Origin of the sequence: Polaribacter sp. HaHaR_3_91, from assembly GCF_019278525.1 — a bacterium.
GTDB lineage: Bacteria > Bacteroidota > Bacteroidia > Flavobacteriales > Flavobacteriaceae > Polaribacter.
Window position 1 is genome coordinate 2935451 of the sequence record NZ_CP058986.1, and the last position, 12897, is coordinate 2948347.

The following is a 12897-nucleotide window of genomic DNA, read 5'->3' on the forward strand; positions in this document are numbered from 1 at the left end:
ACTAAACAAAACCACTGTTTAATGTGATGATAGGACAAAGAAAAATAAAAAAAGTGAAAAAAAAATTATAAATTAAAATATCTCACTTTTTATGAGTAATGATAATAATAAAATGTGGTAAACTTATTTTACTAAAAAAATAAGTTTGACAGAACAAATATTAATCGTAATATTGCAATGAATAAATAAAGAAACAAAATGGGATTAGCAAAAACTGAAATGTTTACGGATCAACAAAATGAAATTGCCTTGTTTGCTAAAGTTTTTGGTCATCCAGCAAGAGTAACTATTTTACAACATTTGTTTAAGATTGATTCTTGTGTTTGTGGTGATTTAGTAAGTGAAATCGGATTGGCACAACCTACCATTTCTCAACACTTAAAAGAATTAAAACATTTAGGGTTGATAAAAGGAAGTGTAGAAGGGACAAGTGTTTGTTACTGCATTCATAAAGAAAACTGGACCGCAATGAAAACAGTAATGTCAGAGTTTTTAGATCAAGATTTATCTCAAAAAACAGATTGCTGTTAAAAAAATTTACAAACATTAATCGCAAAATTGCAATAAACAAATATATCATTATGAAATTATCAGAAGTAAAAGTAGCTCTAAAAGCTTTAAAAAAAATTGGTTTTCAATTACCAAACGGAGAATTAGTACCAAATCATTTTCATGTTACCGAAGTTGGGAAAATCACCAAAAATTTTATTGATTGCGGCGGAACCGTTAGAAACGAAGAAGTAGTAAACTTTCAACTTTGGAATGCCGATGATTATGACCACAGATTGTACCCAGAAAAATTATTAAACATTATAGAGCTTTCTGAAAAGGTTTTAGGCATCGGAAATTTAGAAATTGAAGTAGAATACCAAGCAGATACAATTGGTAAATTCGGACTTGATTTTGATGGAACAAACTTCTTACTAACTTCTAAGCAAACAGATTGTTTAGCCAAAGACAATTGCGGAATTCCGGAAGAAAAAACAAAATTACAATTTTCAGAAATAGCTACAGGAAATTCTTGTGCTCCAGGAAGTGGATGTTGTTAAACTAAAAAAAAAATCAACTTAAATAAAAATGATCACAACACAAACAACACTATTTTCAGAAATAGAAAACGTAATTAAAGGTTTAAACTTTGCAGCCATAACAGAAGAACGTAAAACCGTTTTACAACCTTTGGCAGATTATATTAAAACCAAAGTTTCTAATCAACAAGAAATTAGAATCAACTTTATTTGTACGCATAATTCTAGAAGAAGCCATTTATCTCAGGTTTGGGCACAAGCAATGGCTAGCTATTTTAACGTTAAAAATGTATTTTGTTATTCTGGAGGAACAGAAGCTACTGCTCTTTTCCCGATGGCTGCAGAAACGTTGAAAAATCAAGGTTTCCATATTAAAACAATTTCAGATGGTAAAAACCCTGTTTATAGTATAAAATACGGAGAGAATGCACATCCTATTATTGGGTTTTCTAAAAAGTTAGATGACGATTTTAATCCGAAATCTGAATTTGCTGCTATTATGACTTGCTCGCAAGCGGATGGTGGTTGTCCGTTTATTGCTGGTGCAGAAAAACGTATTCCAATAACTTTTGAAGATCCAAAGGCATTTGACAATACACCTCAACAAGCAGAAAAATACCAAGAAAGAAGCTTGCAAATTGCAGCGGAATTATTTTACATTTTCTCACAAGTAAATTTATAAAAATGGCTTCAAAAAAATTAAGTTTTCTAGACAGTTATTTAACTTTATGGATATTTGTTGCCATGGCAATTGGAGTAAGTTTGGGGTATTTAATTCCTACTTTTCCAAACATTATAAATTCCTTTAGCAGCGGAACTACAAATATTCCTATTGCAATTGGCTTAATATTAATGATGTATCCGCCTTTGGCGAAAGTAAACTACGCACTATTACCTAAGGTTTTTAAGAACACAAAAATCTTATCCATTTCACTAATTTTAAACTGGATTATTGGTCCTGTTTTAATGTTTATTTTGGCAATTACATTTTTACGTGACTATCCAGAATACATGGTCGGACTTATTTTAATTGGTTTGGCTCGTTGTATTGCAATGGTTTTGGTGTGGAATGATTTAGCAGAAGGAAGCGCTGAATACGGAGCTGGACTAGTGGCTTTAAACAGTATATTTCAAGTTTTTGCATATAGTTTTTATGCATGGCTATTTATAACTGTACTTCCTCCCTATTTTGGGTTTGAAGGTGCAATTGTAGATATTTCCGTAGCTACTATTGCAGAGAGTGTTGCTATTTACTTAGGAGTTCCGTTTCTATTAGGTATTTTAAGTAGATTAATTTTAGTGAAATTAAAAGGAGAAGATTGGTACACAAACAAATTTATCCCTACAATTTCTCCATTAACCTTAATTGCATTGTTATTTACCATTGTAGTGATGTTTTCTTTAAAAGGAGAATTAATAGTAGAAATACCTATGGATGTATTAATCATCGCTGTTCCTTTATTAATTTACTTTACATTGATGTTTATTATTGGATTTTTCTTTACCAAAGCATCAGGGGCAGAATATGATAAAACTGCAGCCGTGGCATTTACAGCTGCAGGTAATAATTTTGAATTAGCAATAGCAGTTGCCATTGCTGTTTTCGGTTTAAACTCCGGACAGGCTTTTGCAGGTGTAATAGGTCCTTTAGTAGAAGTGCCTGCTTTAATTTTATTAGTACGTGTTTCTTTTTGGTTGAAGAAAAAATATTACAATAAAGCCTAGTTTTATAAACATTTTACTATATAATAAGTTAAATTTGTGTAAACCATCTTAAGTAATTGCACAAATGAATTTAACCATTGAAAACATACTATTAGTAGGATCTATACTCCTTTTTATAAGTATTATTGTTGGTAAAACCTCCTATAAATTTGGAGTACCAACTTTAATACTTTTTTTAGCTATCGGAATGATGGCAGGATCAGAAGGGATTGGTGGTATTAATTTCGATGATCCAAAAATGGCACAATTTATAGGGATTGTTTCACTTAACTTTATCTTGTTTTCTGGTGGTTTAGACACCAATTTTAAAGCAATAAAACCAATTTTAAAAGAAGGTCTAGTTTTATCTACTGTAGGTGTTTTACTTACGGCACTTTCCTTAGGTACTTTTGTTTGGTTTGTTACGGACTTTACGATATACGAAAGTTTACTTCTAGGCTCTATTGTTTCTTCTACAGATGCAGCTGCCGTTTTTTCCATTTTAAGATCAAAAAATTTAGCTTTAAAAAATAACTTAAGACAAACTTTAGAGTTAGAAAGTGGTAGTAACGACCCAATGGCATATGTATTAACATTGGCTTTTTTAACTTTAGTAATCAACCAAGATTTAAGTATTGCTTCTATAATTCCAACATTTTTTCAACAAATGATTTTTGGTGGAATCGCAGGTTTTGGTTTTGGTAAATTAAGCGTATTTATCATCAATAAAATCAAACTTGACTTCGAGGGTTTGTATCCTGTTTTAGTCATTGCCCTTATGTTTATTACTTTTTCGGCTACAGATGCAGTTGGCGGAAATGGTTTTTTAGCAATTTACATTTGTGCTGTTTATTTAGGAAATCATGATTTAATACATAAATCTACCATTCTAAAAATGTTTGATGGTATGGCGTGGCTTATGCAAATTGTATTGTTTCTTACTTTAGGTTTGCTTGTTTTTCCTTCAGAAATAATCCCTTATATGGGCGTTGGAATCTTAATTTCTATATTTTTAATTTTAATTGCGAGACCAATAAGTGTTTTTATTAGTTTACTATTTTTTAAAATGAAACTTCGTAGACGTCTCTACATTTCTTGGGTTGGTTTACGTGGCGCTGTGCCTATTGTGTTTGCCACCTATCCGCTTTTAGCGGGAATAGACAAAGCAAATGTTATTTTTAATATTGTCTTTTTTATCTCGGTAACCTCTGTATTAATACAAGGTACCACATTATCTCTTTTTTCTAAATGGTTAAATGTTGCGCTACCAGAAAAATTAAGTCCGGTTGCAGAGAATGATCGTTATATTTTGAATTTACCAAAATCTGCTATGAAAGAATTAAAAATTCCAGCAGACAGTACAGCTGTTAATAAACGAATTGTAGATTTACACTTTCCAACTTGTGCCTTTATAAGTATGATAAAAAGAGACGGTAAATTTGTGCGCCCAGGGGGAGCAACTGTTATTGAAGCAAACGACACGCTTGTAATATTGCTAGACAATGATCACAGTATAAAAGAAGTTTGTGACGCATTTAATAAATACGGAATGAGTTATATTGAAAATGTAACCGAGTAATAAAAACGAACCTTTTTTAGTCTTATAAAATTGAAAAATACTGATATCTTATAGCAATTTAAAGCATATTGAATTCAATCATCAGTTTGCAATACCATTGCAAGAATAAGTTTCTATATTTGCATCAATGAAATTTTTAATATTTTTATTAGCTATTTATATTTTTGCACTCAACCTAACACCTTGTGCAGATTTTATTGTACCTAATGATCATGTACAAACCAAAATTTCACAAATTACCGACAACCACAAACATCAAGACTCAGATTTATGTTCGCCTTTTTGTATTTGTCAATGTTGCCACGTAAACGCAACAGATCTTCAATTAACTTTTATAAAAATTGAAGTTTCTGAAATTTCGACACAAGGTTTTTTCTTTTTAAATGGCTCAGAAAAAGAGTATACTTCTTCAATTTTACAGCCTCCAATAGCATAATTTAATTCTTTTACAGGATACTTATATCCCATTTTGAATCTTTTAGGTTCTTTTTATTTCGAATGATTCTATTAATATAATTGAATTATATCGAGATGTTTCACTGAATTAAATCTTTTTTTATGATTAATAAAATCATTGATTTCTCAATCAATAACAAGTTTATTATTGGTTTGCTTACGCTTACCATAATTGCAGCAGGTATTTGGAGCATGACCAAAGTACCTATAGATGCTGTGCCAGATATTACAAACAACCAAGTACAAGTAATTACCCAAGCGCCAAACTTGGGCACAGAAGATATTGAACAGATAGTAACCTACCCTGTAGAAATTGCCATGAGTAATCTGCCTAATGTTCAAGAAATTCGTTCTATTTCTCGCTTTGGTCTGTCTGTTGTTACCGTTGTTTTTGATGACGATATGGGCACGTATTTGCCACGTCAATTAGTAGCAGAAAAACTAAACGATATTAAAGCTCACATTCCCGAAGGATTTGGAGAACCATCCATGGGACCAATATCTTCTGGATTAGGAGAAATTTATCAATACACCTTAAAAGTAAAGCCAGCATTTAAAGACAAATACTCAATTACCGATTTGCGAACCATGCAAGATTGGATTGTACAACGTCAAATGGCCATGGTAAAAGGTGTTGTTGAGGTAAACTCCATAGGCGGAAAAATTAAGCAATATGAAGTTGCCTTAGATCCGAATGAATTAAGAGCAATTGGCTTAACTATTACCGATGTTTTCGAAGCGTTGGAAGCCAATAATCAAAATACAGGAGGTGCTTATATCGAAAAAAATCATCAAGCCAACTTTATTCGTGGAGAAGGATTGGCAAGAAATTTAGATGATATTAGACAAATTGTTATTAAAAACACTAATAACATTCCAATTACAATTGGAGATATTGCAACCGTTCAATATGGTGCTGCCGTTCGTTATGGTGCTATGACTCAAGATGGAAATGGTGAGGTTGTTGGCGGAACAGTAATGATGCTTAAAGGAGCAAACTCCAATGATGTTATAAAAAATGTAAAGGAAAGAATGGCTGAGATTGAAAAATCTTTACCAGAAGGTGTTAGTATAGAACCTTTATTAGACAGAAGTAAACTGATTAAAGAAACAACATCTACAGTTTCGAAAAACCTAACTGAAGGCGCTCTAATCGTCATTTTTGTCCTCATTTTTTTATTAGGTAATTGGCGTGGTGGCTTAATTGTGGCTTCAACAATTCCATTATCATTATTAGTTGCTTTTATTTTAATGAATGCATTTGGTGTTTGGGCAAACCTAATGAGTTTAGGAGCTATAGATTTCGGAATTATTGTTGACGGAGCCGTAATTATTGTAGAAAGCACTGTTTTTATTATAGCTACACAAGTCTTAAAAAAGAAGAAATTATCACAAAAAGAAAGGGATGGTGTAGCAGCAAATGCTTCTAAAAAAATGATGAATGCAGCCTTTTTTGGTCAACTTATCATCTTAATTGTGTTTTTACCCATTTTAGCATTAGAAGGTATCGAAGGAAAAATGTTTAAGCCAATGGCTTTAACATTCATATTTGCCATGATTGGCGCCATGATTCTTTGCTTAACATATGTACCAATGATGTCTGCCTTAATTTTAAGAACACCTAAATCTGACAAAAAATCGTATGGTGATAAATTTGTGATTTGGACAGAACGAAAATACCAACCAATATTAGAGAAAGCTTTAAAAAACGGAAAACTAATTGTTGGTATCTCGGTCGTTTTATTTGGTGTAACTGTATTTATGTTCTCTAAAATGGGAGGAGAATTTATACCACAACTAGATGAAGGAGATATTGCATTTCACGCTATTCTAAAACCCGGTAGTTCTCTTACAGAAACACTTGAAACGACAACTCGAGTTGAGCAAATTGTAATGTCTAAGTTTCCAGAAGTTAAAAAAGTTGTTAGTAAAATAGGAGTTGCAGAAATCCCTACAGACCCCATGCCTATGGATCTAGCTGATGTTTTTGTTATTCTGAAACCTAAAAATGAATGGACAACTGTAACTTCTAAAGACGAGTTAATTGAAAAAATAAAAGAAGCCGTAGAAATTATTCCAGGCGTAAATTATGAATTCACGCAACCTATGGAAATGCGTTTTAATGAATTGCTTGAAGGTGTTCGTGAAGATATTGCTATAAAAATTTATGGTGAAGACATTGATATTCTTTCTAAAAAAGCCGAAGAAATTTCTAAAATTATTGCAGGAACAAAAGGTATTGGTGATATGAAAACGGAAGCTACCACAGGTTTACCACAAATAACCATCACATATAATAGAAGTAAACTAGCGCAATATGGCTTGCAAATAAACATGCTGAATCAGATTGTTCAATCTGCATTTTCAGGAGGAACCGCTGGTATTATCTTTGAAGGTGAAAAACGTTTTGATTTAGTAGTTCGTTTAAATTCTGAAAATAGAAAAGACATTTCAGACGTTCAAAACTTATTTATCAACTTGCCTTCTGGAATACAAGTTCCGCTTCGCGAAGTTGCAGATGTGAGTTATAAATCGGGGCCTATGCAAATAAGTAGAGACAATACCAATAGAAGAACTTATGTTGGTATTAATGTTAGAGGGCGTGATGTAAAATCTTTAGTAGAAGAAATTAAAGTAAAATTAGATGCGAAATTGGAATTACCTTCTGGGTATTTTATCCGCTATGGGGGCGCTTTTGAAAACTTAGAACGTGCTAGTAATCGCTTGCAAACCGTTGTTCCGATTGCCTTGTTACTTATTTTTGTATTGATTTATTTTGCATTAAAATCGCTACCACAAACCTTAATGATTTACATAGCAATCCCCATGGCAACCATTGGCGGTGTTGTTGCATTATGGCTTAGAGACATGCCTTTTAGTATTTCTGCAGGTGTTGGTTTTATTGTACTCTTTGGAGTTGCTGTTCTTAACGGACTAGTAATGATTAGTGGTTTAAATGAATTAAAAGAAGAAGGTGTTACTAATTTAAAAGATAGAATTATAGAAGGTACCAAAAGACGTATTAGACCTATAATGTTAACGGCTTTTACCGATGTTTTAGGTTTTTTACCAATGGCAATTTCATCATCTGCAGGCGCAGAAGTGCAAAGACCTTTAGCAACCGTTGTTATTGGAGGTTTATTGTCGGCTACCCTATTAACACTATTCGTTTTACCTATTTTATATCATTGGGTAGAAAACAAAACTTTCAATTTTAAGATGAATAAAAAACTCGTTACCAATACCGCTATTTTAGTATTTATACTCTTACTACCTATCGTAGGATATGCCCAAGAGTCTGTAAATAAGCTACCGATACTTTCAATGCAAGATGCTCTAAAATTATCAAAAGAAAATTATCCTAGTTTAAAACAAGGACAACTACAAATTGAAAAACAGCAACTATTAAAAAGTACTGCTTTTGATTTTGGTACTACTCAAATTTATACAAGCGGAGAAGAACTAAACAATGGTGCTGGTGTTTACACAACTATTGGTTTAGGGCAATCTAACATTGATGTTTTTGGAATTTCATCTAAACGAAAATTAAATAAACAACGTATTCAATTGGCTGAAAAAGCCTATCAACTTTCTGAGTTAGATTTAGAGCTAGAAGTAAAAAAAGCTTGGTCAAAAGTATTTCAGACAAAGAGCAACTACTATTTATATAAAGAATTAGACTCAATTTATACCAATTTCGAAAAATCTGTAAAGTTAAATTATGAAGTAGAAGCGATCTCTAAATTAGAATATTTAGCGGCTAGAAATCAAAAGTTACAGATTCAGAATAAAACAAAACAAGCCTATAGTGCATATATTATTGCAATACAACAATTCAATTTATGGTTTGTTTCTGATGAGTTGTTTACCGTATCAGATAAATTTGAAGACCTAAATACTATTGATATCAGTGCGATTAACCCAGAATTGCATCCATTATACAGTCTTTCTCAGTTGCAAGTAACAGAAGCAGAAGCAAACTATAAAGTAGCAAAAGCAGAAAACCTACCTAAATTGAATCTTAAAGGAGGTTTACAGGAAGTACAAGGAGTTTCCGGATTTTATAGTTATCAAATAGGTATTTCTATTCCCTTTTTATCTGGGAGAACAAAAGCACAAATTAAGACTGCTAAAATAGATACAGAAATAGCCAAAGCAAATGTACAATTCAAACAGAAAGAAATTAAATCTAAATTATTTCAGGCAAAAGAAAATTATCAAAAATGGAAAACTTCTTGGTTGTTTTATAAAGAAGAAGTTTTAGCACTTGTAAAAAGTCAAAAAACAGGTGCTTTATTTGCTTACAAAGAAGGAGAGATTGATTATACCGCATTTACACAACTTATAAAGGAAGCCATACAGTCTGAATTAGACGCACAAGATGCATTTATAAATTATTTAGAAAGTACTTTTGAATTACAATATTTTAAAAATTAAGACAATGAAAAACACAATATATAACATTCTAACAGTATTAATTCTCTCAGTTTTATTAACTTCATGCGGTGATAAAAAAGCAGGTACACATGCACACAATATAGAAGTTAAAACAGAAGTAAAGCAAGAAGAACATCTTGAAGAAGCGATGCTTTCTGCACAACAATTTGATGCTTTAAAAATGAAAGTAGCAACTATAACTACAAGACAAATGAATGGTTTTGTAGAAGCAAATGGAACCTTAGAGGTTCCGCCACAAAATGAAGCAGCAATAACTACAGTTATAGGTGCAAATGTGGTTTCTATTAAAGTGATTGAAGGAGACAAAATAAATAAAGGGCAGGTTGTGGCCTACCTATCACATCCAAATATTATAAAAATGCAAACGGAATATTTAAATGCTTATAGCAATCGTAATTTTCTACAAAAGGGTTTTGAGCGTCAAGATAAACTATACAAAGCTGGCGTTGGTTCTGGTGCTAATTTTCAAAAAGCAGCAGCTGAGTATGAAGCTTCAAAAGCATTAGTTAATGGAATGGCTGCACAATTAAAACTGTTAAACATAAATACTTCTTCTGTTAGAAATGGCACTATTTTTCAACGTATTGCATTGCGAACTCCAATTGAAGGTTTTGTGCAAAAAGTTCAAGTAAAAATGGGTCAATATGTAGATCCACAAACAGAATTATTCGAAATTGTAGACACACATCACGTGCATGCTGATTTAATGGTTTTCGAAAAAGATGTTTACAAAGTAAAGAAAGGTCAGAAAATAACGTTTGATGTTCAATCGATTCCTAACCAAGAATTAACTGCAGAAATTTATTCGGTAGGTAAAACTTTTGAAGAAAATCCAAAAGCAATTCACATACACGCAGAAATAGAAAATAAAGAAGGAAATTTAATTCCGGGAATGTATATTAAAGGAAGAATTCAGGTAGAAAGCACAGAAACAATGGCATTGCCAGAAAGTGCTATTACAAAAGAAGGAGATCATTTTTATGTTTTTTCTGTTGAAAAAGAAAATGATGCTTGGAGTTTTAAACCCGTAGAGGTTATTCCAGGCCAAAAAGATGGTGACTGGATCGCTTTAACTTTTCCGAATGAAATAAATCCTAATACAAAATTTGCTTATAACAATGCGTATTACCTTATTGCAGAAATGAAAAAAGGAGACGCAGAACATTCACATTAATGACGCAAACAATAGAACATTTTTTAGAATCTAACAATATTCGGGTCACAGCAATGCGACTGCTTATTTACAAGTTTCTGGCAAAAAAACAAGTTGCTGTTACCTTAACGGATATTGAAAATGCTTTTGAAAAAGCAGACAGAACAACTTTATACAGAACCATTAAAACTTTTGAAGAAAAGACAATTGTACATCAAATTGATGACGGAACGGGTATTACTAAATACGCCCTTTGTGCACAAGGATGTAATTGTGAAATTGAAACCGATTTGCACCTACATTTTCATTGCAATCATTGTAATGAAACAGTTTGCTTAACAGATCATAAAATCCCACAAATAAAAGTACCCGATGGTTTTATTTCAGAAAACATCAACCTCGTTGTAAAAGGAATATGTGATAAATGTAGTGAACAATAAATGCACTTCCGTTGCATTGAATTTTATAGGATCTTTGAGCTATAATTAAAAGCATTATGAAAAAAAAGCAACTCAATTTAAGAGATATAAAACCAAGTTCAGAAAAAGAGCATCATCATGATGATGGACATAATCACGATGGAGAACCAGGTGGTTTTAAAGCCTATATTCCGGCAATTGTAAGTTTTACAATGTTGATGACTGGTATTACCTTCGATTATTTTGATATTTCTTTTTTTAAAGATTGGGTCAGAATTATTTGGTACGGAATCGCATATATACCTGTTGGACTTCCCGTAGTTAAAGAAGGTTGGAAAAGTATTAAAAAAGGAGCTGTTTTTACCGAGTTTTTCTTAATGTCTATCGCAACTGTTGGTGCCTTTGTTATTGGCGAATATCCAGAAGGTGTTGCTGTAATGCTATTTTATGCCGTTGGCGAATTGTTTCAAAATGCCGCAGTAAATAGCGCAAAAGGAAACATCAAGGCATTGTTAGATGTCCGCCCAAAAGAAGCCAATGTTTTTAGAAACGGAAAAACAGAAAGCGTAACACCAGAAGAAGTTGTTATTGGCGAGAAAATTCAGGTTCGAGTAGGAGAAAAAATTCCGTTAGATGGAATTTTAACTTCAACAAAAGCGGCATTAAATACTGCCGCATTAACTGGAGAAAGCAAACCGAATACGATTAAAAAAGGTGATACTGTATTTGCAGGTAGTATTAACCTAGAAAGCGTCATTGAAGTTAAAGTTACCAAAGAATTTAAAGACAGTTCTATTGCTAGAATTTTAGATTTGGTACAAAATGCGACAGCCCGTAAATCTAAAACGGAATTGTTTATCAGAAAATTTGCACAAATTTACACACCAATTGTGGTATATCTTGCAATCGCTGTAACATTCTTACCGTACTTTTTTGTAGTTAATTATGTGTTTGCAGATTGGTTATATAAAGCCTTAATCTTCCTAGTAATTTCTTGTCCTTGTGCTTTGGTTATTTCTATTCCGTTAGGTTATTTTGGCGGATTAGGAGCAGCTTCTAAAAACGGAATCCTATTTAAAGGTGCTTCTTTTTTAGATACCATGACTAAAATAAACACATTGGTTCTAGACAAAACAGGAACTGTAACGAAAGGTGTTTTTAAAATTAAAAACATTAAAACGATTGGTTGGGAAGAAAAGGAGTTTATGAAATACCTTTTTGCTATAGAAGAACAATCTACGCACCCAATTGCAAAAGCGATCTTAGAATACAAAGCAGAAGAAGTATATTTTAAAGCTACAGAAGTATCTGAGATTGCAGGAAAAGGTTTAAAAGGAATCGTGAATAGAAGAACTGCTTTAGTTGGTAACAAAGCTTTAATGATCGCTAACAAAATTGAAGTTCCTCAAGAAGTTGAAAACATTGTAGAATCGATTGTTTTAGTTGCCATTGACGGAGTCTTTGTTGGTTATGTAGTAATTGCAGATGAATTAAAAGACGATACAAAACAAACCATTATCAACCTACATAAAATCGGTATTGAAAACATTATAATGCTTTCTGGTGATAAAGATTCTATTACTCAAAAAGTAGCATCAGAATTAGGTATTAAAATCGCCAAAGGCGGATTATTACCAGAAGACAAATTACATGAAGTAGAACTTTTAAAGCAAAATCCTGCAAATAAAATTGCATTTATTGGTGATGGTATTAATGACGCACCCGTTTTAGCTACAAGTGATGTTGGTATTGCCATGGGAGGTTTAGGTAGTGATGTTGCCATTGAAACTGCAGATGTTATTATTCAGACAGATCAACCTTCTAAAGTAATAAAAGCGATAAAAATAAGTCGTTCTACACGTAAAATTATATGGCAAAATATAGCACTCGCTTTTGGTGTAAAATTAGTTGTAATGATTTTAGGAACTCTGGGCTTAGCAACCATGTGGGAAGCCGTTTTTGCTGATGTAGGCGTTGCTTTATTAGCCATTTTAAATGCAGTTAGACTACAAAAAATGCAGTACGATTAAGCATCATAATTACTTATTAAAACAAAATAAAGTCTCACTTAAACTGAAATCAGTTCAATTTAAGTGAGGC

At 32.4% G+C, this 12897-nt stretch carries 10 protein-coding genes; all 10 read left to right on the top strand.

Annotation, left to right across the window (positions count from 1 at the left end; all coding sequences use genetic code 11):
- Window positions 1–198 precede the first annotated feature (198 nt).
- The 10 genes from H0I27_RS12380 (at window position 199) to H0I27_RS12425 (ending at window position 12827) form a co-directional block, all read left to right on the top strand.
- Window positions 199–531: a helix-turn-helix transcriptional regulator gene (locus H0I27_RS12380; RefSeq protein WP_218730997.1), complete on the top strand. Its 333-nt coding sequence runs from the start codon at window positions 199–201 to the stop codon at window positions 529–531.
- Between the two features lie 50 nt (window positions 532–581).
- Entirely contained in the window at window positions 582–1049 is a 468-nt protein-coding gene (locus H0I27_RS12385) for a DUF6428 family protein (RefSeq protein ID WP_218730998.1), read from the top strand.
- 28 nt (window positions 1050–1077) lie between these two features.
- On the top strand, window positions 1078–1710 hold the full coding sequence (locus H0I27_RS12390; protein WP_218730999.1) for a low molecular weight phosphatase family protein: 633 nt from the start codon (window positions 1078–1080) through the stop codon (window positions 1708–1710).
- 2 nt (window positions 1711–1712) lie between these two features.
- Window positions 1713–2753: an ACR3 family arsenite efflux transporter gene (gene arsB, locus H0I27_RS12395; protein WP_218731000.1), complete on the top strand. Its 1041-nt coding sequence runs from the start codon at window positions 1713–1715 to the stop codon at window positions 2751–2753.
- A gap of 64 nt (window positions 2754–2817) precedes the next feature.
- Window positions 2818–4311 (top strand): potassium/proton antiporter, encoded by a 1494-nt coding sequence (locus H0I27_RS12400; protein WP_218731001.1) that lies wholly within the window; start codon window positions 2818–2820, stop codon window positions 4309–4311.
- A gap of 127 nt (window positions 4312–4438) precedes the next feature.
- Window positions 4439–4747: a DUF6660 family protein gene (locus H0I27_RS12405; RefSeq protein WP_218731002.1), complete on the top strand. Its 309-nt coding sequence runs from the start codon at window positions 4439–4441 to the stop codon at window positions 4745–4747.
- A 122-nt stretch (window positions 4748–4869) separates the two neighbouring features.
- Window positions 4870–9204, top strand: a complete 4335-nt coding sequence (locus tag H0I27_RS12410; RefSeq protein WP_218731003.1) for a CusA/CzcA family heavy metal efflux RND transporter — start codon at window positions 4870–4872, stop codon at window positions 9202–9204.
- Window positions 9205–9208: 4 nt separating this feature from the next.
- A complete protein-coding gene (locus tag H0I27_RS12415; RefSeq protein ID WP_218731004.1) occupies window positions 9209–10399 on the top strand; it encodes an efflux RND transporter periplasmic adaptor subunit in 1191 nt (396 codons plus the stop codon).
- Window positions 10399–10818: a Fur family transcriptional regulator gene (locus tag H0I27_RS12420; RefSeq protein WP_218731005.1), complete on the top strand. Its 420-nt coding sequence runs from the start codon at window positions 10399–10401 to the stop codon at window positions 10816–10818. Before H0I27_RS12415 ends, H0I27_RS12420 begins: the two co-directional genes overlap by 1 nt.
- Before the next feature lie 56 nt (window positions 10819–10874).
- Window positions 10875–12827 (top strand): heavy metal translocating P-type ATPase, encoded by a 1953-nt coding sequence (locus H0I27_RS12425; protein WP_218731006.1) that lies wholly within the window; start codon window positions 10875–10877, stop codon window positions 12825–12827.
- Window positions 12828–12897 lie beyond the last annotated feature (70 nt).

What these genes read in the sequence shown, in the direction of transcription:
- H0I27_RS12380 (WP_218730997.1), top strand. Translation starts at nt 199, where the DNA reads ATGGGATTAGCAAAAACTGAAATGTTTACGGATCAACAAAATGAAATT.
- H0I27_RS12385 (WP_218730998.1), top strand. Translation starts at nt 582, where the DNA reads ATGAAATTATCAGAAGTAAAAGTAGCTCTAAAAGCTTTAAAAAAAATT.
- H0I27_RS12390 (WP_218730999.1), top strand. Translation starts at nt 1,078, where the DNA reads ATGATCACAACACAAACAACACTATTTTCAGAAATAGAAAACGTAATT.
- arsB (WP_218731000.1), top strand. Translation starts at nt 1,713, where the DNA reads ATGGCTTCAAAAAAATTAAGTTTTCTAGACAGTTATTTAACTTTATGG.
- H0I27_RS12400 (WP_218731001.1), top strand. Translation starts at nt 2,818, where the DNA reads ATGAATTTAACCATTGAAAACATACTATTAGTAGGATCTATACTCCTT.
- H0I27_RS12405 (WP_218731002.1), top strand. Translation starts at nt 4,439, where the DNA reads ATGAAATTTTTAATATTTTTATTAGCTATTTATATTTTTGCACTCAAC.
- H0I27_RS12410 (WP_218731003.1), top strand. Translation starts at nt 4,870, where the DNA reads ATGATTAATAAAATCATTGATTTCTCAATCAATAACAAGTTTATTATT.
- H0I27_RS12415 (WP_218731004.1), top strand. Translation starts at nt 9,209, where the DNA reads ATGAAAAACACAATATATAACATTCTAACAGTATTAATTCTCTCAGTT.
- H0I27_RS12420 (WP_218731005.1), top strand. Translation starts at nt 10,399, where the DNA reads ATGACGCAAACAATAGAACATTTTTTAGAATCTAACAATATTCGGGTC.
- H0I27_RS12425 (WP_218731006.1), top strand. Translation starts at nt 10,875, where the DNA reads ATGAAAAAAAAGCAACTCAATTTAAGAGATATAAAACCAAGTTCAGAA.